The organism is Arthrobacter sp. SD76 (genome assembly GCF_049726125.1).
Taxonomy (GTDB): Bacteria; Actinomycetota; Actinomycetes; order Actinomycetales; family Micrococcaceae; genus Arthrobacter; species Arthrobacter nitrophenolicus.
Genome location: NZ_JBNBLR010000001.1, coordinates 2029787 through 2056591, shown reverse-complemented (window position 1 = coordinate 2056591; position 26805 = coordinate 2029787). Strand labels below are relative to the sequence as shown.

Below are 26805 nucleotides of genomic sequence, written 5' to 3'. Positions count from 1 at the left end.
CATGACATCACACACCCTCAACGAACTTCTCGCTGAAGGTGTCCGCGGGCGGTACATTCTGGTTCGTAGTGACCTGAATGTGCCGCTCGACGGCTCTACAGTCACTGACGACGGCCGCATCAAGGCCTCACTTCCAGTGCTGTCAAAGCTCACGGACGCCGGTGCCCGCGTGCTGGTAACAGCCCACCTTGGCCGCCCCAAGGGCGCCCCCCGAGGAGAAGCACTCCCTCCGCCCCGCAGTGGACCGGCTGGCCGAACTTGCCGGCTTCAAGGTCACCCTGGCGGGGACACCGTTGGCAGTTCCGCCAAGGAAGCCGCGGCGTCGCTGCAGGACGGCGAAGCCCTGGTTCTGGAGAACGTCCGGTTCGACGCCCGCGAAACCAGCAAGGACGACGCCGAGCGCGGCGCCTTCGCTGACGAGCTGGTGGCGCTGACCGGTGACAACGGCGCCTACGTGGACGACGCTTTTGGAGCCGTGCACCGCAAGCACGCCAGCGTGTACGACGTCGCCACCCGGCTTCCGTCGTACCTGGGCGACCTGGTGCACACCGAGGTGGAGGTCCTGCGCAAGCTCACGGCCGATACCCAGCGTCCCTACGTTGTAGTGCTCGGCGGATCCAAGGTTTCGGACAAGCTGGCGGTCATCGACAACCTGATCGGCAAGGCTGACACCATCCTGGTGGGTGGCGGCATGCTGTTCACCTTCCTCGCAGCGGCAGGCCACAAGGTGGCTTCCAGCCTGCTCGAGGAGGACCAGATTCCCGTGGTCCAGGACTACCTGAAGCGCGCCTCGGACGCCGGCACCCAATTCGTGGTGCCCACCGACGTCGTGGTGGCGGAGAAGTTCGCGGCTGACGCTGCGCACGAGACCGTGGCCGCGGACGCCATCGAGGACAGCAGCTTCGGCGCCCAGGGCATCGGCCTGGACATTGGCCCGGACTCGGCCGCTGCCTTCGCCAGCCGGATCAAGGGAGCCAAGACGGTCTTCTGGAACGGCCCGATGGGGGTCTTCGAATTCGAAGCGTTCTCCGCCGGAACCCGCGCCATTGCCCAGGCCCTCACCGAAACCGAAGCGTTCACGGTGGTGGGCGGCGGCGACTCCGCGGCTGCCGTCCGCACCCTTGGGTTCGCAGATGACCAGTTCGGCCACATCTCAACCGGTGGCGGCGCCAGCCTGGAATACCTCGAAGGCAAGGAACTCCCCGGCCTCAGCGTCCTGGACCGCTAGGCAGTACCCCACCTTCCAGTCCTCAGGCCGGCAGGTTGCCCGCGCGGCAGCCTGCCGGCCGATCACTTATCAAGACTTTTTGGAGATTACGTGACTTCGTCTACGAATGGCGCTTTCGACCGCAAGCCCTTCATCGCGGGCAACTGGAAAATGAACATGGACCACGTGCAGGGCATTACCCTCCTGCAGAAGCTGGCCTGGACCCTTTCAGATGCCAAGCACGACTACAGCCGCGTCGAGGTAGCTGTTTTCCCGCCGTTCACCGACCTCCGCGGTGTCCAGACGCTGGTCCAGGGCGACGACCTGGACATCGCCTACGGCGGCCAGGACCTGTCGCAGTTCGATTCCGGCGCCTACACCGGGGACATCTCCGGCCAGTTCCTCAACAAGCTCGGGTGCAAGTACGTGCTGGTGGGCCACAGCGAACGGCGCACCATCCACAACGAATCCGACGACGTCCTCAACGCCAAGGTCAAGGCCGCCTTCAAGCATGGCGTCACGCCCGTCCTGTGCGTCGGAGAGGGCCTGGAGGTCCGCCAGGCCGGCACGCACGTGAACCACACCCTGGAGCAGCTGCGCGCCGGCGTCGCGGGCCTGACCAGCGAGCAGGCAGCAGAGCTCGTCGTTGCCTACGAGCCCGTCTGGGCCATTGGCACCGGTGAAGTTGCCGGACCGGAGGACGCACAGGAGATGTGCGCCGCCATCCGCGCCGAGCTCGCCTCGCTGTTCGATGCCGATGTCGCTGCCAAGACCCGCCTGCTCTACGGCGGATCGGTCAAGGCCAACAACGCCGCCGCCATCCTGAAGGAGCGCGACGTCGACGGCCTGCTGGTGGGTGGCGCAAGCCTCGATCCTGCCGAGTTTGCTAATATTGTCAGGTTCGAGAGTCACCTGGTGGCGGACTAGTCCGTCCCGCAGCGCACGCTCCCGCAATCCCAACTTCCTGAAAGGCCGTCGTGGACGTTCTTCATGTCATCCTGCAGATCCTCCTGGGCATCACCAGCCTCCTGCTGACGCTGCTCATCCTCCTCCACAAGGGACGGGGCGGCGGTCTGTCGGACATGTTCGGCGGCGGAATGAGTTCGGGCCTGAGCTCCTCCGGCGTGGCCGAGCGGAACCTGAACAGGTTCACCGTGATCCTGGGTGTCACCTGGGCATCGTCATCATCGCCCTGGGCCTGATCATGCGGTTCAGCGGCGGCGACTCCTGATTCTCTTCGGCTGAGGCGCACCGGCGGGCACTCCCGTCCGGCGGATCTGCCTACTAAACTGTGGCTGTCGGTTCCCGACAGCCACAGTTTTTGTTTAAGCCAGGCATTTCGAGGCAGGAGTTCCGGTGGTCCATCCAGCATCAGGCTTCCGCGGTACCCGTGCAGGCGTCACCGCAGGATCCGGTTCCAGCCTCCAGTCCGGCGAGGACCATGGCGCCCCCCTGCCGCGGATCAAAGTGTCCTACTGGTGCGCTAAGGGCCACGAAACGCAGCCCGTCTTCCTTAAGCTGCCGGAAGACCAGATCCCGGTGGTGTGGGACTGCCGGAGGTGCGGGGCGCCCGCCACCCGGGACGGCCATGCGGAGGCAGCGGCCGATGCGCTGGACGATGGCTACAAGAGCCATCTTGAGTACGTTAAAGAAGACGCTCCGGCCAGGACGCCGAAGACGTCCTGGCCGGAGCGCTGGAAAGCTACGCGCCCGCGGCATCCTTTCGGACGAGCTGCTGCGGGACACGTGACGCGGCGTTCTCGTCGATAAGCCAGAGGGTCCGGGACCTTCCCCGCGGCCCTGCGGCGGGAACCTGCACGGGGTTGGCCCCGGCGAGGGCCAGGCCAACCGCACCCGCCTTGTCCTCGCCTGCGACCACCATCCACACCTCCGCTGCCGTGTTAATGGCCGGCAGTGTCAGTGACACGCGCAGGGGCGGCGGTTTGGGGGAGTTGCGGACTCCGACAACCGTCCGTTGCTTTTCCCGGATCCCTGCCTGCTCGGGGAAGAGCGAAGCTACATGGGCGTCAGGCCCCACGCCGAGCAGAACCACGTCGAGCCGGGGCAGCGCCGCCGGGTGTTCGGGCCGGTCATCGGACATGTCAGCCGCATGTTCGGCTGCCGCAGCCTCCCGCAGCCGCCGTGCGTAGTCCTCTGCGGCCTCCTCGGGTGTCTCGAAGTCGTCGGAGGAACCGGGCTGGTGGACGCGCTGCGGGTCGACCGGGATACGCGAGAGCAGGGCGTCAAACGCCTGCTTCGTGTTCCGGTCGGGATCCGCTGAACCGACGAAACGTTCGTCGCCCCACCAGAAGTTCACCCTGGACCAGTCGACGGCGGGCGCCGCCGGAGAGTCAGCTACAGCCTTCAGCGTGCCGATGCCCACCGTGCCTCCGGTGAGCACCACGGTGGCCTCACCGTATTTGTCCTGCACATCCACGAGCTTGGTGATGAGCCGGGCCGCAATGGCCGCCATCAGGACGGATGAATCAGGATGGACGCTTACTCTGGGCTCAACGCTCACTGGGACGGACGCTCCTTAGATTGGTACGTGGCAGTCCAATAGTAATCACTTCGCCAAACACTTCGTCGGGGTCGAGCCGGCGGAGTTCTTCGGCGAGGCAGTCGCGGAGGCTGCGGCGTGGCAGGGAGATCCGTTGGGCGGGCTGGCCTGGCTGGGTGAGCTCGGCGACCGAAAGCCCGGGGCGGAACAGCTGCACGTCGCCGCCGGGGCGGCTGAGGCGCACCCGGCGGATCCCGGTTCCCGCGGGGTCGGCCACGATGGTGACCGGGGCATCCAGTGTGAGGGTGAGCCAGGCGGCCAGCAGGATGGTGCTGGGTGAATCCGAGGCACCTTCGACGGCGACCGCGGTTACCGGGGAGGTGTCCACCTCGTCCAGGGCTGCAGCGAGCTGGATCCGCCAGTTGGTCAGGCGGGTCCAGGCGAGGTCGGTGTCGCCTGCCTTGTAGGTGGAACGGATGTTCTCCAGCGCGGCCTGGGGGTCGGGTTCGTTTGCCGAGTCGGTGATCCGGCGGTGCGCGATCCGGCCGATGGAGGTTTCGCACGCGTTCTCCGGCGCACCGTGCGGCCACCAGGCCACGATCGGGGCGTCAGGGAGCAGCAGTGCGGCCACCAGCGACTCGGACTCGTGTGCGAGCTGGCCGTAGCCGCGCAGCACGATCACCTCTGAGGCGCCGGCGTCTCCGCCGACGCGGATTTGCGCGTCCAGCCGGTCCGCGTGTTCCTTTCCGGCGTCGGCGAGCACGATGATCCGGCAGGGGTGTTCCCGGCTGGCCTCGTTCGCGGCCTCGATCGCTTCCTCTTCGAGTCCGGACTTCGTGACCACGACAAGGGTCAGGACCCGGCCCAGGGCGATCACGCCACCCTGCTCGCGCAGGGCCATAATCTTCTTGGAGACCTTCGAGGTGGTGGTATCGGGCAGGTCAACGATCATGGCCTTCTCCAGGTTCGTCCGTCACGGGCCAGCAATTCATCCGCGGACGCGGGGCCCCAGCTGCCGGGGGCATAGGGTTCGGGCTGCTCTTTGAGGGATGCCCAATAGTCCTCGAACGGGTCGAGGATCTTCCAGGAGAGCTCCACTTCCTCGTGCCGCGGGAACAGCGGCGGCTCGCCGAGCAGCACATCCAGGATGAGCCGTTCGTAGGCTTCGGGGGAGGACTCGGTGAAGGAGTGCCCGTACCCGAAGTCCATGGTCACGTCCCGGACTTCCATCTGGGTGCCGGGGACCTTGGACCCGAGCCGGATGGTGGCGCCTTCGTCGGGCTGGACCCGGATCACGACGGCGTTCTGCCCGAAGTCATCGTCCGTGTGGTCCCGGAACAGCAGGTTGGGTGCGCGTTTGAATACGACTGCGATCTCCGTGACCCTCCGCCCAGGCGCTTTCCGGCGCGCAGGTAGAAGGGAACCCCGGCCCAGCGCCTGGTGTGGATGTCCACTCGGATCGCCGCGTAGGTTTCCGTGGTCGAATCCGCGGGGATGCCTTCTTCCTCCAGGTAGCCCTGGACCTGTTCCCCGCCCTGCCAGCCGCCGGTGGACTGGCCCCGCGCCGAGTGCGTGGACAAGTCCTCGGGGAGTTTGACCGCGGCGAGGACTTTTTCCTTCTCCGCGCGCAGGTCATCGGCGTTGAAGGAGATGGGCTCCTCCATCGCCGTCAGCGCCAACAGCTGCAGCAGGTGGTTCTGGATGACGTCCCGGGCAGCGCCCACGCCGTCGTAATACCCTGCCCGGCCGCCGGTGCCGATGTCCTCGGCCATCGTGATCTGGACATGGTCCACGAAGTTGGCGTTCCACAATGGCTCGAACAGCTGGTTGGCGAAGCGCAGCGCGAGGATGTTCTGGACCGTCTCCTTGCCAAGGTAGTGGTCGATCCGGAACACAGCATCTGCTGGGAACACGGACTCCACGATGTCGTTGAGCTTCCGGGCCGATTCCAGGTCGTGCCCGAACGGCTTCTCGATCACCACGCGGCGCCACTTGTCCCCGTCGGCCTGCGCCAGCCCGTGCTTGGACAGCTGCCGGCAGACCTGCTCGAACGCCTTCGGCGGGATCGAGAGGTAGAACGCGTGGTTCCCCCGTGTGCCGCGGACATCATCGAGTTCCTTGACCGTGTCGCCGAGCCGCTGGAACGCGGCGTCGTCGTCGAACTCGCCCTGCACGAACCGGATGCCCTCGGCAAGCTGGTTCCACACCGCCTCGTCGAACGGCGTGCGTGCGTACGACTGCACCGAGGACTTCACCTGGGCGGCGAAATCCTCATCGCTCCATTCACGGCGCCCGAAGCCCACCAGCGCGAAGCTCGGCGGCAGCAACCCGCGGTTGGCGAGGTCATACACCGCCGGCATCAACTTCTTCCGCGCCAAGTCACCGGTGACCCCGAAGAGCACCAACGACGACGGACCGGCAATCCGGTTCAAACGGCGGTCACGCGGATCGCGAAGCGGATTCCGCCCCCGGCCCGCGGCCTTCCTGCCGTATTCAGTTTCTGGCATAGTGCTTGTGCGCCTTTAGCTTTCGGTTGCGGATGCGCGGGCGGAGAGCGCTGCGATGATGTCTTGCAGCTGCGCCACGCCGGCGGCACGGTTGGTCAGGTGCAGGCGGAGGACGGGGCGGCCGTGTCCTTCCAGGACCTGCGCATCGCCCGCAGCCTGCGCGGAGATCAGCTCGCCGAACGTGAAGGGCCGGTCCGGGATGGACAGGTCTTCAGCCGGGGACGCCGTCACCTGGAGGAACACACCGATGGCGGGACCGCCCTTGTGGAACTGCCCGGTGGAGTGCAGGAAGCGCGGTCCCCAGCCGAAGGTCACGGGCCGGCCGGTGGCTGCCGCGAGCTCGTCGCGGATGCCTTCCAGTTCCGCGAAGGCCAGGCGGTCGAAGTAGGCCTGGACGCTGAGGTAGCTGTCCGGGGACAGCGTGCCCAGCAAAGCCTTCACGGCACCTTCGGCGGTGGCCGCGTCACCGAGCCAGTCGCCGCCGCGGACCTCGATGGCGCCGTCGACAAACGCCGCGGGCGTGGGTTCGGGCTGTGCGTCCAGCAGGCCGCGGGCAGCGACCTTGGCTGCCTCCACGTCCGGCTGGTCGAACGGGTTGATGCCGAGAAGACGGCCGGCGACGGCCGTGGCGAACTCCCACACCATCATCTGCGTGGCCAGGCCGCCTGCGATGGCCACCTGGTTTTCGCCGAGTTCGACGTCGGCGTCCGCGTTCACCAGGCGCACCACCAGGACGTCCGGCGCGCCGTGGCTGACCTCGGGGGAGGCGGGGCCCGCAACAACCGGCAGGACACCCGTGCCCAGCTTGCCCGTCGATTCCGCGATGAGCTGCTCGGCCCAGTCGGCGAATCCGACGATGCCGGATCCGTCCTCGGCAATCACGATCTTGTTGCGCAGCGGGGTGGTGCCGCCCAGCGCGGCGCCGAGCGCCAGTCCGATGTTCTCCGGTGCGTCCTCGTTGAGGATTTCCGCAGCCTCCTCGGCTTCATCAAGGAAGGCCTGGATGTCCACGCCGGCCAGGCCCGAAGGCACCAGGCCGAAGGCGGTCAGCGCCGAGAAACGGCCGCCCACGTTGGGGTCGGCGTTGAACACGGCGCGGTAGCCGGCCTCACGGGAAGCCTTGTCCAGCGGGGAACCCGGATCGGTGACGATGATGATCCGGCTCGCGGCGTCGATGCCGGCGTCGTTGAACGCCTTCTCGAACACGCGGCGCTGGGAATCCGTTTCCACGGTGGAGCCCGACTTGGACGAGACCACAATCGCGGTCTCGGCCAGCCGGTCTGCCAGGGCAGCACGGACCTGGTCCGGGTCCGTGCTGTCCAGCACTGTCAGCTCGACGCCGGCGGTACCGGCAATGACCTCGGGTGCCAGCGAGGATCCGCCCATACCGCACAGTACGATGCGGGTTACACCCTCGGACCGAAGGGCGTCGCGGAGTTCCAGGATGTCCTTCACCAAGGGCTGGGAGACGGTGGCCGCCTCCACCCAGCCAAGCCGGATCGCCGACTCCGACTCGGCGTCCGCACCCCACAGGGTGTGGTCCTTGGCGAAGATCCGGGTGGCAATCCGGTCCGCCACCAGGGCGGGAATGTGCTGCTCGAGTGCCTGCTGTGCTGCGCCGGTGGCGTCGTAGCTGAGAGTGCTCATGTGGGACTAGGAAGCCTTCCGTGCTGAGGCGAGGGCACCTTCGACGTCGGCCAGGAGTTCCTTCCAGCTGGCCACGAACTTGTCCAGGCCTTCGGATTCCAGGATTGCGACGACGTCGTTGTAGGACACGCCGAGGTTCTCCAGGGCATCGAGGGTGGCGTTGGCTTCGGCGTAGGTGCCGCTGATGGTGTTCCCGGTGACCACGCCGTGGTCGAAGGTGGCGTCCAGGGTCTTCTCGGGCATGGTGTTGACCACGCCGGGGGCGACGAGTTCGGTGACGTAGAGGGTGTCCGGGTAGGCCGGGTCCTTCACGCCGGTGGAGGCCCACAGCGGCCGCTGCGGGCGGGCGCCGGACTCTGCCAGCAGGGCCCAGCGTTCGGTGGCGAAGAGCTCTTCGTAGACCTGGTAGGCGAGTCGGGCGTTGGCGACCCCGGCCTTGCCCTTGAGGGCGAGGGCTTCCTCGGTGCCGATGGCGGTCAGGCGCTTGTCGATCTCGGTGTCCACGCGGGAGACGAAGAAGGAGGCCACGGAGTGGATCTTGGAGAGGTCGTGGCCGTTCTCCTTGGCCTGTTCCAGGCCTGACTGGAAGGCGTTGATGACGGCGCGGTAGCGCTCCAGGGAGAAGATCAGGGTCACGTTAACGCTGATGCCCTCGGCCAGGGTGGCGGTGATCGCCTCGAGGCCTTCCAGGGTGGCGGGGATCTTGATCAGGACGTTGTCCTTGTTGACCTTCTTGAACAGGTGCTTCGCCTCAGCGATGGTGCCCGCGGTGTCCCAGGCCAGGCGGGGGTCCACCTCGATGGAGACGCGGCCGTCCACGCCGTTGGTGGCTGCTGCCACGGGGGCGAAGAGGTCGCAGGCGTCGGCGACGTCGGTGGTGGTGATTTCGAAGATGGTGTCTTCGATGCTGGCGCCGGCGGCGGCCTGCTCGGCGATGGTCGCGTCGTAGTCGGTGCCGGAGGTGATGGCGGCGTGGAAGATGGACGGGTTGGTGGTCACGCCAACCACGTTCTTCTCTTCGATGAGCTTGGCCAGGGCTGCCCGTTTCCAGGCGTCCGCGGGACAGGTCGTCAAGCCAGATGGAAACTCCGGCGTCGGAGAGCTGCTGGGTGGGAGTAGTCATGATGGTTTATCTCCTCAAGTGTTCTGGGTTTAGGCCTGGAGGCCGGCGAGGGAGTCCTTGGCAGCGGCGGCGACTGCCTCCGCGGTGATGCCGAACTCCTGGAAGAGGCGCTTGTAGTCGGCGGAAGCGCCGTAGTGTTCGAGGCTGATGGAGCGGCCGGCGTCGCCGACGAATTCCTTCCAGCCCAGGGCAAGTCCTGCTTCAACGGACACGCGGGCCTTGACGGCGGCGGGCAGGACGGATTCGCGGTAGGCGGCGTCCTGCTTGTTGAACCATTCAACGCACGGCATGGAGACAACGCGGGCGGCGATGCCTTCTGCCTGCAGGGTCTCGCGGGCCTTGACGGCAAGCTGCACCTCGGAGCCGGTGGCGATCAGGATCACGTCGGCCGGGACGGTGGCGCCGTCCTTGGACGCTTCGGCCAGGACGTAGCCGCCCTTCGCAACACCGGCGGTGGAGCCGAAGGTGTCACCGTCAGCTACGCCCTCGCCGCGTTCCCAGGTGGGGATGTTCTGGCGGGTCAGGACGATGCCGGCCGGGTTGTCGTGGTTTTCCAGCATGGTCTTCCACGCCGCTGCCACTTCGTTGGCGTCACCGGGGCGGACGACGTCCAGGCCCACGATGGCGCGAAGGGAGGCGAGCTGTTCCACCGGCTGGTGTGTGGGTCCGTCCTCGCCCAGGCCGATGGAGTCGTGCGTCCACACGTACAGGGACGGGACCCCCATCAGGGCGCCGAGGCGGATGGCCGGCCGCTGGTAGTCGCTGAAGATCAGGAAGGTGCCGGAGAAGGCGCGGGTTCGGCCGTGCAGGCTGATGCCGTTCACGATCGACGCGGCGGCGTGCTCGCGGATGCCGAAGTGCAGGACCCGGCCGTACGGGTTGCCGGACCAGGCGTCCGTCTGCTTGGACGCCGGGACGAACGACGGCGACCCTTCAATGGTGGTGTTGTTGGACTCGGCGAGGTCGGCGGAGCCACCCCAGAGTTCAGGCAGGACCGGGCCGAGCGCGTTCAGGACCTTGCCTGACGCGGCGCGGGTGGAGACGTCCTTGCCTGCAGGGAAGACCGGCAGGGCCTCGTCCACTCCGGCCGGAAGTTCCTTGGCCTCGATGCGCTGCAGCAGCGCGGCGGCCTCGGTGTTGGCGGCCTGCCAGGCGTTGAAGGACTCTTCCCATTCCTTGCGGGCTGCGGCGCCGCGGTCCACCACGGAACGGGCGTGGGCCAGGACTTCCTGGTCAACCTCGAAGGACTTGGCGGGGTCGAAGCCCAGCACCGACTTGAGTGCTGCGACTTCCTCGGCACCCAGGGCGGAACCGTGGATCTTGCCGGTGTTCTGCTTCTTCGGCGCGGGGTAGCCGATGATGGTGCGCAGCGAGACGATGGACGGCTTGGAGGTCTCGGCCTTCGCAGCAAGCAGTGCGGAGTAGAGCTCCTGGACGTCTTCCTTGTACTCGCCGGTCTTGGTCCAGTCGACGCGCTGGACGTGCCAGCCGTAGGCCTCGTAGCGCTTCAGGACGTCCTCGGTAAACGCGATGTCGGTGTCGTCCTCGATGGAAATGTGGTTCTCGTCGTAGATGACAACGAGGTTGCCCAGTTCCTGGTGGCCGGCCAGCGAGGAAGCCTCGGCCGTGACGCCTTCCTGGAGGTCGCCGTCGGACGCGATGACCCAGATGGTGTGGTCGAACGGGCTGGTGCCCGGGGCGGCGTCGGCGTCGAACAGGCCGCGCTGGCGGCGCTGTGAGTAGGCGAAGCCCACCGAGGAGGCCAGGCCCTGGCCCAGCGGGCCGGTGGTGATTTCCACGCCGGCGGTGTGCTTGTACTCCGGGTGGCCCGGGGTCAGCGAGCCCCAGGTCCGTAGGGCCTTCAGGTCATCGAGCTCCAGCCCGTACCCGTTCAGGAACAGCTGGATGTACAGCGTCAGCGACGTGTGGCCGGGGGAGAGGATGAACCGGTCACGGCCGATCCAGTCCGGATCCCGGGGGTCGTGGCGCATCAGCTTCTGGAACAGCAGGTAAGCGGCCGGAGCCAGGCTCATCGCAGTGCCAGGGTGGCCGTTGCCAACCTTCTCCACGGCATCGGCGGCCAGCACGCGGACAGTGTCCACCGCGCGCTGGTCCAGGTCGGTCCAAGTCAGTTCTTGCTCTTCCAAATGTGGCACGAAACCGGGCCCCTCTCTGTGCTGATGGCAGGCGGCACACCGGGTCCGAATAAAGGCACGCTGTGTGGCGCCCGCTGCGGTGTGTACCAGCCGTTCACCATCGAAACGTTGATCTCTCACTCAGCCACTGGCCAGCTATGGGAATGCGTTTTCCACCGCTTTCCTGCTGCGTGCTGATCTGGTGACAGCTTAGCTCTATTCCATACTCCGGGCGGCGCAAATCTCAGGATTTGGACGCAATTTCCCCTTTTATGAATCAGCCTTAAGTGAGCTTGAGTTAATCTGCTCGAATTGGCACCCGAGCGATCAAGTGCGCATATCAGGGGGCAGGTGGGAGGGTGGCGGCACGGTATGATATTTGGAGGCCAATGCCGGGCAGCGGACCTTTCCAGCCGTCCGTAGCTGCACCGCCAGACACAACTGCCACACAGAACGGGTGACTGCCACCGTGAGCACAACAGATACGCCGCTGAACGCATCCCGGGCATCAGGTGCCGGGTTTGCCCGTAAAGCCAAGGCGTATCTCGCCCTCACCAAACCCCGGGTTATCGAACTGCTGCTGGTCAGCACGCTGCCCACCATGATCTATGCGGAGCGCGGCTTCCCCTCCATCGGGCTGATCCTGGCCACTTTGGTGGGCGGCGCGTTCGCGGCAGGCAGCGCCGGCGCGTTCAACTGCTACATCGACCGGGACATCGACAAACTGATGCACCGCACCGAAAAACGTCCGCTCGTGACCGGCGAGGTCACGCCGCGCGAGGCACTCGTGTTTTCGTGGATCCTGGGAGCGGCGGCCATCGCCATCCTCTGGTTCGGTGCCAACCCGCTGTCCGCCTGGCTGGGCCTGGGCGCTATCTTCTTCTACGTGGTGATCTACACCATCATCCTCAAGCGCCGCACCGCCCAGAACATTGTCTGGGGCGGGGCCGCAGGCTGCTTCCCCGTGCTGATTGCTTGGGCGGCAGTGACCAACACGGTGGAATGGCCCGCCATCATCCTCTTCATGGTGATCTTCCTGTGGACGCCGCCGCACTACTGGCCGCTGTCCATGAAGTACGGCGAGGACTACCGTAACGCCAACGTGCCCATGCTGGGTGCCATCGCAGGTGCCAAGGTGGTCTCCGTCCAGGTGGTCCTCTACGCATGGGCCATGGTGGCCTGCTCGCTCCTCCTGGTCCCGGCCGGCGGCGCCGGGTGGGTCTACACCGCAACAGCCACCCTGGCCGGCGCGTGGTTCCTGTACGAATCGCACTCCCTGTACAGCCAGGCCCAGCGCGAAGAGATCTCCGGCAAGCGTGCCATGAAGGTCTTCCACGGTTCCATCAGCTACCTCACCCTGCTGTTCATCGCCCTGGCCGTGGATCCGTTCGTAGGCCCCGCCGTCATGGCAGCCGGCTAAGCACCTCCCGCTTCCAACGCCCGCGCACTTATGGCGGCCCCAACGCCAACGCCCGCTCACTCGTCATGCCGAATAGGCAAATAGATGAGCGGGCGTTCCGTTTAAAGCAGCATCATCCGAGCTGGCGTTTCGGGTTTGGGCACCAAAAGTGAGCGAGCGTCCCGGGACATCCAGGCAATCCGTTACCGCTTGCGCTTGGCGCTGCCCGGGTTGTTGACAGATCTGTCATGTTGATCACTTTTCGAGTCAGCAAGCGTGACAGTCTGCTTACGCTGGGATCGATCCTGCCCGCGAGCAAAGGAAGATCCATGGCACAGGCATCCGATCCATCAACCGTTCCGAGCCACAGTCCGCCCGGACCAGGCGCGTCCCGAAGATTTCGAAAACCGGCTTTCCTGGCACACCTGCGCGCCGACGTACCGGCGTCGCTGGTGGTGTTCCTCGTGGCCCTTCCGCTTAGCCTCGGCATTGCTGCCGCGTCCGGCGCCCCAATCATGGCTGGCCTCATCGCAGCCGCCGTGGGCGGCATCGTGGCCGGCAGCCTGGGCGGCTCGCCCCTCCAGGTGAGTCGGGCCCGCCGCCGGACTGACCGTCATCGTGGCGGGGCTGGTCCAGGAATTCGGCTGGCAGGTAACCTGCGCCATCACGGCCGCGGCAGGCGTCCTCCAACTCCTGCTGGGCATCAGCCGCGTCGGCAGGGCCGCCCTTGCCGTCTCGCCGGTGGTGGTGAAGGCGATGCTCGCCGGAATCGGCATCACCATCATCCTGCAGCAGATCCACGTCCTGCTCGGCTCCCGGGCGGCCGGTTCGGCCCTGGAGAACCTGACTGCCCTTCCGGCGGCCATCACCAATCTTGAACTCCATGCCGCATTGCTGGGCCTCGCCGTCGTGGCCATCCTGCTGGTCTGGAAGCACCTGCCGCCGGCAGTGCGGCGGATTCCTGGACCGCTGGCCGCCGTCGCCGCCGGAACCGCCCTGTCCGTTGCGTTTGCGCCCGCCGTTGAGCGCATCTCCTTGTCCGGTTCGATTATCGACGCCGTTGCGCTGCCGCAGCTGCCGGACGGCAACTGGCGTGCCGTCGCGTTTGCCGTGCTCTCGATGGCCCTGATCGCCAGCATCGAATCGCTGCTGTCCGCCGTCGCCGTCGACAAGATGCAGACAGGACCGCGCACCAACCTGAACCGGGAACTGATGGGACAGGGCGCCGCCAACATTGTCTCCGGTTCCCTGGGCGGACTTCCCGTCACGGGCGTCATCGTCCGCAGCGCCACCAACGTGGAGGCCGGTGCCGCCACACGGACCTCGGCGGTCCTGCACGGTGTTTGGGTCCTGACCTTCTCGGCCCTCTTCGCTGGCCTTATCCAGCTCATACCGATGGCTGTCCTCGCCGGACTGCTTGTGGTGATCGGAGCCCGGCTGATCAAGGTGGCGGATATCCGCACCAGCCTCCGCACCGGGGATTTCCTGATCTACTCCGTCACGCTGCTCTGCGTCGTCTTCCTCAACCTGCTGGAGGGCGTCCTCATTGGACTGGCGCTGGCCGCGGCCAGCGTGCTGTGGCGGGTGCTGCGCGCGTCCGTCCAGGCGCACCAGCCCGTGCCGCCGTCGGTCCTGTGGCGGATCACCATCAACGGGTCGTGCAGCTTCTTCGCCCTGCCGCGGCTGAACCGGGTGCTGCATTCGGTTCCGGAGCGCAAGGACGTCATGGTGGAACTGAACGCCGACTACCTGGACCATGCCTTCCGTGAGGCAGTTCTAGCCTGGCGCCGCCAGTACGAGGCAGCCGGGGGCACCGTCCAGGTGGAGGAACACGGCAACAGCCTCTTCCGCGACGCGGCAGACCAGGCCCCCAAGCGCCAGGAAGCCAGCGAACTCCCGCTGCCGCCCAGGAACTCCTGGCAGGCGGGCGGGCCGGCACAGGACGCCGGACGGGACCCGCGGCGTTCGCTGCTGATGGGGATCAACAAGTACCACCGCCGCTTTGCGGACAAGGTCCGGCCCATGGTGCAGGACCTTGCGGACGGCCAAAACCCGGACGCGCTGTTCATCGCCTGCGTTGATTCGCGCGTGAACCCCAACCTGATTACCAGCAGCGGCCCGGGCGACCTGCTGACGCTGCGGAACATTGGCAACGTGGTGTGCCACGAAGGCCAGGATGCCTCGATCGATTCCGCCCTGGCCTTCGCCGTCAAAGGCCTGGGCGTGGAGTCAATCGTGGTCTGCGGGCATTCGAACTGCGGGGCCATGAAGGCCGTCATCGCAGACGCCGGCGGCAACGCGGCCACGTCCCTCGGAGCCGGGTTTGACGCCTGGCTGGAACATGCGCGGCCAAGCTACCAGGAGCTGCGGGCAGTCCACCCGGTGGCGGCGGCTGCGGCCGAGGCCGGCTACGGCGAGGTGGACCAGCTGGGGATGGTCAACGTGGCGGTGCAGCTTGCCAAGCTGGAAACCCACCCGGTGATCGGTCCCGCCCTTGCACGGGGCGCCGTGCAGGCAACAGGCCTATTCTACGACATTGCGACAGCACGGGTCCTGCTGGTCACCACAGCCGGGATCGAATACCTGGATGCTGCCCGTGCAGCGGAGCTGGCAAACGCCGGGCCGATGCGTTGACCCAGGTGAATTAGCCGGTCCATGACGCGAAGCGCCCCGGTTCCTCGGAACCGGGGCGCTTCGCTGACTTTGGCCTGAAGTCCTACTCCACCGGGCTGGACCGGGCGATATCCCAGGCGTTCGTGGCTGCGGCCATGAGCAATGCGGCCCCGAGCATGTGTGCAGCCACCAGCAGCACCGGAATGCCGTTGTAGTACTGGGTGAAGCCGATGACCGCCTGCAGGACCGTCACGCCCAGGAGTCCCAGCACGGCAGTCCGGAACGGACCGGTGATGCCGCGCATGAACACCAGCGCCAGGGCCACAACGGTGCCGGCGGTAATGAGGTACGCGGGAACGGCGTGGATATGGGAGAACAAGTCCCAGTCAAGGCCGTTCCGCGGGGCGTCGGCGTCGCCGGCATGCGGACCGGCGCCGGTCACCACCACGCCGAGCATCACGGCGAGGGCGGAAAAAAGCGCGACGGCGGACGTCACCGGGCGCATGATGCCCGGCAGGGCGCGGTGCCGGTAGGCCATGAACCTGCCGGTCCTGCCAAACGCCCGGTTCACCAGCAGGGTGGCAAACACCACCAGGGCCATCGACACCAGGAAGTGCAGGCCCACCACCCAGGGGTTGAGGTTGGTCAGGACGGTGATCCCGCCGATCACTGCCTGGGCCGGGATGCTGGCCAGGAGGCCGAGGGCGAGGAGGAAGAGGTCCCTGCGTTCCTTGCGAAGGTTCCACAGATACACGAGCATGAGGGCGGCGACGGCGGCCAGCGCAAAGGTGAGGAGGCGGTTGCCGAACTCGATGAAGCCGTGGATGCCCATTTCCGGGGTGTTGACCAGCGACGTCTCCGTGCAGCGCGGCCACGTCGGGCATCCCAGGCCGGAAGCTGTCAGCCGGACGGCACCGCCTGTGACCACCAGCAGTGTCTGCCCGATCAGGGAGGCGACGGCGAGGCGGCGCACCCGGGCGTCCACGGTGCGGGGCAGCCTCGATGCCAGGCGGCCGGCCAGTTGGGGTAGGCGTGAAGCCGTGCTCACGATTCTCTCAATTCCACTTGAACCAACGGATGGCTGCTGCTCCGGCGACAAGCGTCCATAGCAACAGTATGAGGGCGGCGCCGGCGTTCAGCCCGCCGCCAAGGAATGCCTGGCGCAGGGATTCGCCCAGAGCGCCCGACGGAAGGAACCCGACCAGCGATTGGCCGCCTGCCGGGAGCTTTTCTGCCGGCAGGACGATGCCGCCCAGCGCGCCGAGGAGGATCCACAGCAGGTTGGTGATGGCAAGCGTGGCCTCCGGCCGGACGGTTCCCGCCACCAGCAGGCCCAGGGCAGTGAAGGCGGCCGCGCCCAGTGCCAGCAGCGCCAGCCCGGGAAGCCAGCCCGCGGCCGGCGGCTGCCAGCCAAGCGCCAGCGCCACGGCACTGACCACTGCAACCTGCAGGCACAGTACCGCCAGAACGGAAAGTGCCTTCCCGGCAATGAGTCCACCGCGGCCCAGGGGAGTGGTGGACAGGAAGCGGAGGACGCCATAGCGGCGGTCGAAGCCGGTGGCGATGCCCTGCCCGGTGAAGGCCGTGGACATGGCGCACAGGGCCAGGATGCCTGGAACAGCCACGTTGATCCGGCTGAAGCCCATGCCGTCCAGAAACGGCGTCACGGTCAGGCCGACGAGGGCCAGCAGCGGCAGCACTACGGCAAGGATCAGCTGTTCCCCGTTCCGGAGCATGGCCAGCGACTCGTACTTGCCCTGCAGCAGGACGCGCCGCAGCAGGCTGGCCGGCTCCTGCCGGCCGGCGGGTCCGTCAGGACTGCCTCGGCGGGGTTCCGGGTCATCGGATGTCCTTTCCCGAAATATCCAGAAAGACGTCTTCAAGGCTACGCGCCTGCAGGCTCATCGAACCCGGCATGATGTCATGCGCTTCCCACCACGCGGCGAGGGCGGCGAGATGCTGAGGTGCCAATGCGCCCGTGACGCAGTAGCTTCCGGCCCGGGCCTCCGTCACGTCGATGCCGGCCGGCAGGACAGCGGAAAGGTCAAGCCCGGGAGGTGCTTCAAAACCAGGGTCCGGATGTGCTCGGTGCCTGCCTCCACCCCCGGGGCGCGCTGCAGCAGTTCCTGCACGGTCCCCTCGGCGACGTTCCTGCCGCCGTCGATGATGTAGACGTAGTCGGCAAGGCGCTGGGCGTCATCCATCAGGTGTGTGGTGAGGATGATTCCCATGCCCGCGTCGCGAAGCTCAGAGATGAGGTCGAACACCAGCTGCCTGGACTGCGGGTCCAGGCCCGCGCTGGGCTCGTCGAGGAAGAGGACTTCGGGCCTGCCGATGAGGGCGGCCGCGAGGGCCAGGCGCTGCTTTTGCCCACCGGACAGCCTGCGGACCGTCGTGCGGCTGAACGTATCGATGCCAAGGCGCTGCACCAGCTCATCCACGGGCCAGGGCCGGGCGTACAGTCCGGCGATGTGGCGCAGCAGGGGGATCGGGCGTGCCGATGGCGGGAGCCCGCCATCCTGGAGCATCACACCAACGCGGGACCGCAGTGCCGCGCCGGCCGTGGCGGGATCGTGCCCGAGCAGAGAGATGCTGCCGCCGCTGCGCTTCTGCAGGCCCTGGGCGCATTCAAGGGTGGTGGTTTTTCCTGCCCCGTTGGCGCCGAGCAGTGCGGTGACCTGTCCCCGTTCGGCGAGCAGTGAAACGCCGCTGACCACCCGGAGCATTTTTCCGTCCAGGCTGGGCAGCGGACCAACATCCTTAACGAGCCCGCTGATGGACAGAACCGGGGATTGGGGGGAACGCACCCCAGTATTCTACGGGAAGTAGTACTGACTGCCGCCCTGCCGGGGCCCGGGCTGAGGTCAGCCTGTCCTTACTGGAGCGGGGGACTAAATTACGCCATGATTGTGTTGTGTATTCCATGAGCAATGCTACTGCTGTGCCTTTTGCCGGGCACGGAGCCTCCCAGGCTCCCGCAGACCGGAGCCGGATGGCTACCGGTCCGGTGGCTGATGCGGATGAGCGTACCCGCGACCGCGTGCTTGCGGCGGTCCTCGAACACGGACCTGTCAGCGCCGCCGAACTCGGCGACCTGCTCGGATTCACCCCGGCGGCAGTGCGCCGCCACCTGGACCATTTATCCCGCGAGGGCGTCATTGAAGTCAAGAGGGTTGCCAAGTCCGGCGCCGGCGCAGGCCGGCCCGCCAGGCGGTACGTCCTCAGCTCCCAGGGCCAGTCGAGCCTCGGCAATGACTACCTGGATATCGCCGCCCTCGCCCTCCAGCAGCTGCAGAAGGTTGCCGGACCCGACGCCGTCCGGGCGTTCGCCGTCGAGCGTTTCTCGGATATGGAACGGCGGTACGCGCCGGAGATCGAAAAGGCCGGTCCGGACATCAGCGCCCGCGCCAAGGCCCTCTCGGACGCCCTGACCCGTGACAACTTCGTCTCCTCCACCGCAACCATCGAGGCCAAGGCGCCCCTCCCGGCTGCGCTGTCCAGCGTGCAGCTGTGCCAGGGCCACTGCCCCATCCAGCAGCTCGCCGCCCGGTTCCCCGTGTTCTGCGACGTGGAAACGGAAGTGTTTTCGCGGCTGGTGGGCGTCGACGTGCGCAGGCTCTCCACGCTCTCCCGCGGGGGGCACGTCTGCACCACCCACATTCCTACAGGCAGGCCGTCTGTCCAGGAGCCCACAAGGCCTCCGGCAGCCCCCGCCCGCCTGAACGAAGAAATCAACCATCAGCAAGAAAGGCCGTGATGACGGACCAACTATCAGAGAAAGCGGTAGCCGAAAACACTGTGATCTCGGAAATTCTGGAAAAGAATCCCGAGCTCCACGGTATCGGCAACTACGAGTACGGCTGGGCTGACAAGAACGACGTCGGCGCCAACGCACGCCGTGGGCTTGACGAAGAAGTAGTCCGGGACATTTCGGCCAAGAAGAGCGAACCGGACTGGATGCTCGACCTGCGCCTCAAGGGCCTGAAGTACTTCGACCGCAAGCCCATGCCCACCTGGGGTGCGGACCTCTCCGGCATCGACTTCGACAACATCAAGTACTTCGTCCGGTCCACGGAGAAGCAGGCAGCCACCTGGGAAGACCTGCCCGAGGACATCCGGAACACGTACGAGAAGCTGGGTATCCCGGAAGCGGAGCGCAGCCGCCTCGTGTCCGGTGTTGCCGCACAGTACGAGTCCGAGGTTGTCTACCACCAGATCCGCGAGGACCTCGAGGCCCAGGGCGTCATCTTCCTGGACACCGACACCGCCCTGAAGGAACACCCGGAGATCTTCCAGGAATACTTCGGCACCGTGATCCCGGTGGGTGACAACAAGTTCGCGTCACTGAACACCGCCGTATGGTCGGGCGGGTCCTTCGTCTACGTCCCCAAGGGCGTCCACGTGGACATCCCGCTGCAGGCGTACTTCCGCATCAACACCGAGAACATGGGCCAGTTCGAGCGGACCCTGATCATCGCCGACGAGGACTCCTACGTCCACTACATCGAAGGCTGCACCGCGCCGATCTACACCTCGGACTCGCTGCACTCCGCCGTGGTGGAAATCATCGTCAAGAAGGGCGCCCGCGTCCGGTACACCACCATCCAGAACTGGTCCAACAACGTGTACAACCTGGTGACCAAGCGCGCCGTCTGCGAAGAGGGCGCCACCATGGAATGGGTCGACGGCAACATCGGCTCCAAGGTCACCATGAAGTACCCGGCTGTCTACCTGGTGGGCGAGCACGCCAAGGGCGAGACCCTCTCCATCGCGTTTGCCGGTGAAGGCCAGCACCAGGACACCGGCTCCAAGATGGTCCACATCGCGCCGAACACCAAGAGCTCCATCATCTCCAAGTCGGTGGCCCGCGGCGGCGGCCGTGCAGCCTACCGCGGCCTGGTGCAGGTCCGCGAAGGCGCCGAGCACTCGGCCAACACCGTGCGCTGTGATGCCCTGCTCGTGGACACCATTTCACGCTCTGACACCTACCCGTACATCGACATCCGCGAGGACGATGTGCAGCTGGGACACGAGGCAACCGTCTCCCGCGTCAGCGAGGAGCAGCTGTTCTACCTCATGTCCCGCGGCATGCCCGAGGACGAGGCCATGGCCATGATCGTGCGCGGCTTCATTGAGCCGATCGCCCGTGAGCTCCCCATGGAATACGCCCTCGAGCTGAACCGCCTCATCGAACTCCAGATGGAAGGATCCGTCGGTTAATGACTGCCGAAGCTACAACCGAAAAGGCGCGCATCGGCGCACCGTCGATCGAAGGTTTCACCGAGGAAGGCGAACAGCTCGTTCCCGCCAAGGTTGACCGCCACCACAGCCACGGCGTGCAGGTCATGGCCTCCCGCGCGGAGCGCCTGACCAGCCACGACGTCGCCGACTTCGCCCTGCCCAACGGCCGGGAAGAGGAATGGCGCTTCACCCCCGTGCGTGAACTGGCCAACCTCCTCTCCGACGCACCCAGCGACGCCGGCGTCCTGAACGTCGCCATCGAGGCGCCTGCCGCCGTCGTCCAGCGCACGCTGCACGCCGGCGAGGCCCCCCGCGGCGCCACCCTGGTCCCCGCCGACCGTGCCGCCGTCGTGGCTTCCGCCAACACGGACGACGCACTGCAGATCCAGATCCCGGCCAACGCCGAACTGGACGAGCCTGTCCGCGTGGTCCTGTCCGGCAACGGTGCAGGCCGCCGCTCCAACTCACACCACGTGATCGAGGCCGGCGAGAACAGCCGCGCCGTGGTCATCTTGGAGCACGACGGCTCAGCCGACCACAACGGCAACGTTGAGGTCTTCGTCCGCGGCGGTGCCCAGCTGACCGTGGTGTCCGTCCAGCTGTGGAAGACGACGCGAAGCACCTGGCCCAGCACGACGCCGAGGTGGCCAAGGACGCCGTCTACAAGCACATCGCCGTGACCCTCGGCGGCAAGATCGTCCGGCTGAACTCCAACGTCCGGTTCTCCGGCGAAGGGGCCGAAGCTGAGCTCCTCGGCCTGTACTTTGCCGACGCAGGGCAGCACCTGGAGCACCGCTCGTTCGTGGACCACAACATGCCCAACTGCAAGTCCAACGTCCTGTACAAGGGCGCGCTGCAGGGCAAGGGTGCGCACACCGTCTGGGTTGGCGACGTCCTCATCCAGAAGCAGGCCGAAGGCACCGACTCCTACGAAAAGAACCAGAACCTGGTCCTGACCGACGGCTGCCGCGCGGACTCCGTGCCGAACCTCGAGATCGAGACCGGCCTGATCGAAGGCGCAGGCCACGCCAGCGCCACCGGCCGCTTCGACGACGAGCACCTGTTCTATCTGATGGCACGCGGCATTCCGGAAGACGTTGCCCGCCGCCTGGTGGTCCGCGGGTTCCTGAACGAGATCATCCAGAAGATCAACGTTCCGGCGCTTGAAGACCGACTGACCGAGGCCGTGGAACGCGAACTCGCGGCAACTGACAACTGACGAGGGACAGGCAGGGACGCATGAGTGGGAAGCCCAAGGGCGAGCTGGTTTGCAACGCCAATGACATCCAGGTCAAGCAGGCGCTGCGCATCCTGATCGACGACTACCCGGTAGCCGTGGTGCGGGATTCGATGGGTGATATCCACGCCATCGGGGACACCTGCTCGCACGCCGACATCTCGCTCTCCGAAGGGGACGTGGAAGGCTGCGCGATTGAGTGCTGGGGGCACGGCTCACAGTTCGACCTGCGCAGCGGCCAGCCCCTCCAACTCCCCGCCTACGATCCCGTTCCCGTGTTCGCCGTCGAACTCGACGGCGACGACGTCTACGTGGATGTCACCAACGTTTTGAACGGCGCGGCAGTAGACAACTACTGAGCGCCCTGCAGCACAAGACTTACGAACGAACAAGAAAGAAGAGCATGTCAACTCTTGAGATCAAGGACCTGCACGTCAGCATTGAGACGGAGCAGGGCACCAAGGAGATCCTGAAGGGCGTCAGCCTGACCATCCGCACCGGTGAGACCCACGCCATCATGGGCCCCAACGGCTCCGGCAAGTCCACGCTGGCCTCCACCATCGCAGGCCACCCGCGCTACACCGTCACCAGCGGCTCCATCACCCTCGACGGCGAAGACGTCCTGGAGATGAGCGTTGACGAGCGTGCCCGCGCCGGCGTCTTCCTGGCCATGCAGTACCCGGTGGAGGTTCCCGGCGTGACCATGACCAACTTCCTGCGCACCGCCAAGACCGCAATTGACGGCGAAGCTCCCAAGCTGCGCACCTGGACCAAGGACGTCAAGGATGCCATGGAGAAGCTGCGCATCGACGCCGACTTCGCCCAGCGCAACGTCAATGAGGGCTTCTCCGGCGGTGAGAAGAAGCGCGTGGAGATCCTGCAGCTGGAACTCTTCAAGCCGAAGTTCGCCGTGCTGGACGAGACCGATTCCGGCCTGGACGTTGACGCGCTGAAGGTTGTGTCCGAGGGCGTCAACCGCGCCCACGCAGAGGGCAACATGGGCACCCTGCTCATCACGCACTACACCCGTATCCTGCGCTACATCAAGCCGGACTTCGTGCATGTGTTCGTCGACGGCCAGGTTGTCGAGGAGGGCGGCCCCGAGCTGGCCGACCGCCTGGAAGAAGAAGGCTACGACCGCTACGCCAAGGGCGCCGGCCCCGCCGTCGCCGCCCCCGCAGCGGTACAGGCCTAGTTAGGACTCTGCCATGACCGAAATCACGCCGGGCCGCACGGCCCTGGAGGATGTCGAAGAGGCGCTGAAGGACGTCATTGACCCCGAGCTCGGGGTCAACGTGGTGGACCTTGGCCTGCTTTACGGGCTGAAGTACTCCGATGACGACGGCGCGCTGCTGATCGACATGACCCTCACCACCGCCGCCTGTCCCCTCACCGACGTGCTCGAGGAGCAGGTAGGCAAGGCCCTGGACGGTGTTGTTGACGACTGGCGCCTGAACTGGGTGTGGATGCCGCCATGGGGTCCGGAACGGATCACCGACGACGGCAAGGACCAGATGAGGGCCCTCGGCTTCAACATCTGAACAAAGTACGACGACGGAGGGTCACCTTCCCGGGGAAGGTGACCCTCCGTCGTCGTCCCCTTATCGATTGCTCCGTAACCGCCCTTATGAAGGCCGAAAACGGCGGTTACGGAGCAATCGATGGGTTACAGGCTCGGGGCGGAGAACGTGTCGCACTGGTTGATGTCGCCGGTTTCGAAGCCGCGGTAGAACCAGCGCTGCCGCTGCTCGCTGGAACCATGCGTCCAGGCTTCCGGTGTCACCCGTCCGGTGGCCGCTTCCTGGATCCGGTCATCGCCCACCGCCGAAGCCGCGGACAGTGCGTCATTCAGGTCCTGCTGGGTGAGGGGCTCAAGGAACGGCTGGCCGTCCGGACCCGGCTGGGTGGAGGCATGCTTGGCCCAGAGCCCGGCGTAGCAGTCGGCCTGCAGTTCAACCCGGACGGCGCCGGACTCAGGGCCCTGCGGATCCTGCTGCGCGCGGTCCAGGTAGCCCAGGACGTTCTGGATGTGGTGGCCGAACTCGTGCGCCACCACGTACTCCTGGGCCAGCGGCCCGCCGGAGGAACCGAAGCGGTTCACCAGTTCCGTGAAGAACCCGGGATCGAAGTAGGCAGTGGTGTCCGTGGGGCAGTAGAACGGTCCCACGGCACTGGAGGCCGTTCCGCAGCCGGTGCTCACCGCCTCGTCGAAGATCACGGTCTCGGGCTGCGGATACTGGACGCTGTACTGCTCCAGGTAGGCGGGCCAGAACGCGTTGAGGCTGTTGACGGTGCCGGTGATGCGGCAGTCCACGCGCGCGTCGGCGTCGGCCCCGGTTTCGCAGGCTGGCGCCGTACCCTCGCTTTGCGGGGCAGGGGCCGCGCCGCCGGCCAGGCCTTCGAGGAGCTGGGGATTGATGCCGAAGAGCGCCGCGATCAGCAGGATGAGCCCGCCGCCGATGCCGCCGCCCACCTTGACGCCCCGCCCCATGCCGCGGCGGTCCTGGACCTGCGAGGGGTCCAGCTGCACATTGTCATTGAAACTCATAAAGTCACATTACCCCTGGGCCGGAAGTCAATCCGGGCAGGCCGGTAAAGTTGATCCGATGCCTTTCCTCAACAGAATCCAGCGATGGGCCGCCGAACGGCCCAACGACACCGCCGTCGTGATCGCGGGCCGCAGCCTGTCCTGGGCAGAGCTCCGGGACGCCGCGGCCGGCCAGGTTGCGGAGACGAAGGCGGTTACCGCACTGTGTGAGGCCAATTCCGTCGATTTCGCCGTCAACTACGCGGCCGCCGTGGCAGGCGGGCGCCAGTGCGCCGTCCTGGATCCCGCCTGGCACAAGCACCTGCAGGACGACATCATCCGTCGCATCGATTCATCCGCTCTGCCCGCGGCGGTCTCGCCGGACGACGAACTTCACGACGGGCCGGGGGATAGCACCTTCCTGATTGGGCTGACCTCCGGCACCACGTCCGTACCCAAGGCGTTCACCAGGTCCCGGCGTTCCTGGCAGCAGTCCTTCGACGCCTCCATCGAGTTTTTCGGCCTGCGGCAGGATGACGTCACGCTGGCGCCCGGACCGCTGGCGGCCAGCCTGAACCTGTACGCGCTGAGCGAGTGCCTCTACGCCGGCTCGGAATTCCAGACGCTCGAGCATTTCGACGTCGGGGACGTCCACTCCGCGATCACCCACGACCGCGTCACCCGGCTGGTCCTGGTGCCCACCATGCTGCGGATGCTCAGCGAACGCGGCCTCACCGGCTGCGTGGACGCCTCCGGGGTGCGCACCATCATCTGCGCCGGTTCGAAACTGGACGCCCGGACCCTGGAGGCTGCCCGGCGCTGGGCGCCGCACGCCACCATCTATGAGTACTACGGCGCCTCGGAACTGAGCTTCGTCTCCGGAGCCGGGCTGCCTGCCGGCCAGCCCGCGGCCGTCGGCGGAACCGGCATCGGACATCCCTTCCCCGGAGTAGACGTTGCCATCCTCGACGATGACGGGAGGCCGGTGCCCGGCGGCGCGTCCGGCAACATCTGCGTGCGGAGCGGGATGGTCAGCAACGGCTACCTGTGGGGGACGACGGGCAGGCCCTGCGGTCCTTCGGCGAATGGTTCACGGTGGGGGACCAGGGCTACCCTGGAGGCAGGGGAACTCCACATCCTGGGCCGCCGCGCGGACATGATCCTCACCTCCGGCAAGAATGTGTATCCGCACGAGGTGGAGCTTGCCCTCGCCGCGGTGCCCGGGGTTGCCGCCGCGGTGGCTGCCGGAATACCGGACGATCTCCGCGGCCAGCGCGTGGTGGCGGGCATCGTTCCGTCTGCCGGCGGGATCACTGCGGCGCAGCTGCGGGCGGGCCTGGAGGGGATCCTGCCCCGGGACAAGCGGCCGCTGCAGTACTTCGTCCTCTCGGAACTTCCTGTGACCGGCGCCGGCAAGATCAGCCGCACCATGCTTCTCGATTGGATTCACCATCATGACCGGCGGGTGCGGAACCTTGGCGCCTGAAGTGTTGCCGGCGGACCGGCAGCCGGTGATCGTCGCCGCCAGGCGGACCCCGGTATGCCGCACCAACGGGGCCCTTGGCAGGCTGCGGGCCCACCAGCTGCTGGCACCCGTGCTCCGGGAACTGCTGGCCGACACCGGAACGGAACCGGCAGCCGTCGATGATGTGGTGATCGGCAACGCCGTGGGCGGCGGCGGGAACGTGGCCCGCCTGGCACTGCTGGAGGCTGGCCTGCCGGTCAGTGTTCCGGGCATCACCGTTGACCGCCAGTGCGGTTCGGGCCTGGACGCCATCGTCCTCGCTGCCCGTTTGGTGGCAGCCGGCGGCAGCCCCCTTTTCCTCGCCGGGGGAGTGGAAAGCACCAGCACGGCACCCCTGCGCGCCCACCGGACGGACGACGGCGGCGCTGACTTTTACCGGCGGGCCCAGTTTGTGCCGGCGGACTTCGGTGATCCGGACATGGGCCCGGCTGCCGAAACAGTGGCCCAACGTTTCGGGATCAACCGGGAGCGCCAGGATTCCTTCGCGCTGGCAAGCCACCGGCGGGCCCTTTCCGCCGCCGATGCAGGGCACTTCGACGGCGAACTGGTCGCCGTGCCCACCACTTCCGGAACTGTGGCGGCGGATGACGGTCCGCGCCGCGGCCTCACTCCCGCGGTGATGGCGCGGTTCCCGGCCGTGTTTGTGGAAGGCGGAACCGTCACCGCCGGAAACTCCTGCTTCGACGCCGACGCCGCGTCCGCCGTCGTCATGACGTCCCTTGAACGGGCACGGGCAATGGGTGCCGCCGACGGCCTGGTAGTCCTAGGCACCGGAACCGCTGGTGTGCATCCCGAGATCCTGGGCGTGGGGGCCGCCACGGCCGCCCGCGATGCCCTTGCCGGGGCCGGCCGGACCGCCGATGAGCTGGACTTCGTGGAATTCAACGAGGCATTTGCATCGCAGACCCTGGCCTGCCTGGACCAGCTGGGCATCGCGCCGGAACGGGCGAACATCGACGGCGGTGCGCTGGCGCTGGGCCATGCCTACGGGGCGTCGGGCGCCGTCCTGGTGACACGCCTCCTGGCGCAGGCCCGCCGGGCGGGCGCTCCGGGCAGCCTGGCCATGGCCATGATCAGCAGCGCCGGCGGGATGGGCACGGCCGCCCTGCTGGAGTACCGGCAGGTCCAGGACGGCTAGGCCCCG

General features: G+C 66.8%; 17 protein-coding genes and 7 pseudogenes. 14 read left to right on the top strand and 10 right to left on the bottom strand.

Features of this window, described 5'->3' with window-relative positions; translation table 11 throughout:
• Position 1 precedes the first annotated feature (1 nt).
• From ACPEE0_RS10230 to ACPEE0_RS10215, 4 genes and pseudogenes are all read left to right on the top strand, one after another.
• A complete protein-coding gene (locus ACPEE0_RS10230) occupies positions 2-1228 on the top strand; it encodes a phosphoglycerate kinase (protein ID WP_424574443.1) in 1227 nt (408 codons plus the stop codon).
• Positions 1229-1318: 90 nt separating this feature from the next.
• On the top strand, positions 1319-2134 hold the full coding sequence (gene tpiA, locus ACPEE0_RS10225; RefSeq protein ID WP_354176927.1) for a triose-phosphate isomerase: 816 nt from the start codon (positions 1319-1321) through the stop codon (positions 2132-2134).
• 50 nt (positions 2135-2184) lie between these two features.
• Positions 2185-2438, top strand: a pseudogene (secG, locus tag ACPEE0_RS10220) (preprotein translocase subunit SecG).
• Between the two features lie 125 nt (positions 2439-2563).
• A complete protein-coding gene (locus ACPEE0_RS10215; protein WP_424574442.1) occupies positions 2564-2977 on the top strand; it encodes an RNA polymerase-binding protein RbpA in 414 nt (137 codons plus the stop codon).
• Here ACPEE0_RS10215 and pgl read toward each other — a convergent pair.
• From pgl to tkt, 6 genes and pseudogenes are all read right to left on the bottom strand, one after another.
• A complete protein-coding gene (gene pgl, locus ACPEE0_RS10210) occupies positions 2910-3728 on the bottom strand; it encodes a 6-phosphogluconolactonase (RefSeq protein ID WP_424574441.1) in 819 nt (272 codons plus the stop codon). The two genes, ACPEE0_RS10215 and pgl, sit on opposite strands and share 68 nt — an antisense overlap.
• Positions 3718-4659 carry a glucose-6-phosphate dehydrogenase assembly protein OpcA gene (locus tag ACPEE0_RS10205; protein ID WP_424574440.1) on the bottom strand — a complete coding sequence of 314 codons (942 nt, stop codon included), beginning with the start codon at positions 4657-4659 and terminating at the stop codon, positions 3718-3720. Before ACPEE0_RS10205 ends, pgl begins: the two co-directional genes overlap by 11 nt.
• A pseudogene (zwf, locus tag ACPEE0_RS10200) lies at positions 4656-6214 on the bottom strand (glucose-6-phosphate dehydrogenase). The gene ACPEE0_RS10205 and the pseudogene zwf overlap by 4 nt, the downstream one beginning before the upstream one ends.
• A gap of 15 nt (positions 6215-6229) precedes the next feature.
• Positions 6230-7861 (bottom strand): glucose-6-phosphate isomerase, encoded by a 1632-nt coding sequence (locus ACPEE0_RS10195; RefSeq protein WP_424574439.1) that lies wholly within the window; start codon positions 7859-7861, stop codon positions 6230-6232.
• A gap of 6 nt (positions 7862-7867) precedes the next feature.
• Positions 7868-8984 (bottom strand): annotated as a pseudogene (tal, locus tag ACPEE0_RS10190) (transaldolase).
• A gap of 29 nt (positions 8985-9013) precedes the next feature.
• Positions 9014-11131: a transketolase gene (gene tkt, locus ACPEE0_RS10185; protein WP_424575265.1), complete on the bottom strand. Its 2118-nt coding sequence runs from the start codon at positions 11129-11131 to the stop codon at positions 9014-9016.
• A 445-nt stretch (positions 11132-11576) separates the two neighbouring features.
• Here tkt and ACPEE0_RS10180 point away from each other — a divergent pair, with 445 nt between their 5' ends.
• Positions 11577-12539 carry a heme o synthase gene (locus ACPEE0_RS10180; protein ID WP_424574438.1) on the top strand — a complete coding sequence of 321 codons (963 nt, stop codon included), beginning with the start codon at positions 11577-11579 and terminating at the stop codon, positions 12537-12539.
• A gap of 308 nt (positions 12540-12847) precedes the next feature.
• Positions 12848-15152: pseudogene (locus ACPEE0_RS10175) on the top strand (SulP family inorganic anion transporter).
• 82 nt (positions 15153-15234) lie between these two features.
• Here ACPEE0_RS10175 and ACPEE0_RS10170 read toward each other — a convergent pair.
• The 3 genes and pseudogenes from ACPEE0_RS10170 to ACPEE0_RS10160 all read right to left on the bottom strand — a co-directional run bounded on the left by ACPEE0_RS10170 (position 15235) and on the right by ACPEE0_RS10160 (position 17938).
• Complete coding sequence (locus ACPEE0_RS10170) at positions 15235-16179, bottom strand: COX15/CtaA family protein (protein ID WP_133346962.1); 945 nt, start codon at positions 16177-16179, stop codon at positions 15235-15237.
• A gap of 7 nt (positions 16180-16186) precedes the next feature.
• Entirely contained in the window at positions 16187-16912 is a 726-nt protein-coding gene (locus ACPEE0_RS10165) for an ABC transporter permease (RefSeq protein ID WP_424575264.1), read from the bottom strand.
• Positions 16913-16970: 58 nt separating this feature from the next.
• Positions 16971-17938: pseudogene (locus ACPEE0_RS10160) on the bottom strand (ABC transporter ATP-binding protein).
• A gap of 116 nt (positions 17939-18054) precedes the next feature.
• On the opposite strand from ACPEE0_RS10160, the gene ACPEE0_RS10155 reads away from it, so the two are divergent.
• From ACPEE0_RS10155 to ACPEE0_RS10130, 6 genes and pseudogenes are all read left to right on the top strand, one after another.
• Complete coding sequence (locus tag ACPEE0_RS10155; protein ID WP_133346968.1) at positions 18055-18888, top strand: helix-turn-helix transcriptional regulator; 834 nt, start codon at positions 18055-18057, stop codon at positions 18886-18888.
• Positions 18888-20351, top strand: a complete 1464-nt coding sequence (sufB, locus tag ACPEE0_RS10150; protein WP_424574437.1) for a Fe-S cluster assembly protein SufB — start codon at positions 18888-18890, stop codon at positions 20349-20351. The genes ACPEE0_RS10155 and sufB overlap by 1 nt, the downstream gene beginning before the upstream one ends.
• A pseudogene (gene sufD / locus ACPEE0_RS10145) lies at positions 20351-21591 on the top strand (Fe-S cluster assembly protein SufD). The gene sufB and the pseudogene sufD overlap by 1 nt, the downstream one beginning before the upstream one ends.
• A 20-nt stretch (positions 21592-21611) precedes the next feature.
• The gene (locus ACPEE0_RS10140) at positions 21612-21968 is read left to right on the top strand and encodes a non-heme iron oxygenase ferredoxin subunit (RefSeq protein ID WP_009357672.1); all 357 of its coding nucleotides are present in this window, start codon (positions 21612-21614) and stop codon (positions 21966-21968) included.
• Positions 21969-22012: 44 nt separating this feature from the next.
• Entirely contained in the window at positions 22013-22804 is a 792-nt protein-coding gene (gene sufC / locus ACPEE0_RS10135) for a Fe-S cluster assembly ATPase SufC (protein ID WP_407709460.1), read from the top strand.
• 13 nt (positions 22805-22817) lie between these two features.
• A complete protein-coding gene (locus ACPEE0_RS10130; RefSeq protein ID WP_009357674.1) occupies positions 22818-23150 on the top strand; it encodes a metal-sulfur cluster assembly factor in 333 nt (110 codons plus the stop codon).
• Between the two features lie 125 nt (positions 23151-23275).
• Here ACPEE0_RS10130 and ypfJ read toward each other — a convergent pair whose 3' ends face one another.
• Positions 23276-24157, bottom strand: a complete 882-nt coding sequence (ypfJ, locus tag ACPEE0_RS10125; RefSeq protein ID WP_424574436.1) for a KPN_02809 family neutral zinc metallopeptidase — start codon at positions 24155-24157, stop codon at positions 23276-23278.
• A 58-nt stretch (positions 24158-24215) separates the two neighbouring features.
• Here ypfJ and ACPEE0_RS10120 point away from each other — a divergent pair.
• Positions 24216-25622, top strand: a pseudogene (locus ACPEE0_RS10120) (class I adenylate-forming enzyme family protein).
• Positions 25591-26799 (top strand): thiolase family protein, encoded by a 1209-nt coding sequence (locus ACPEE0_RS10115; protein ID WP_424574435.1) that lies wholly within the window; start codon positions 25591-25593, stop codon positions 26797-26799. Before ACPEE0_RS10120 ends, ACPEE0_RS10115 begins: the two are co-directional and overlap by 32 nt.
• Positions 26800-26805: the final 6 nt, after the last annotated feature.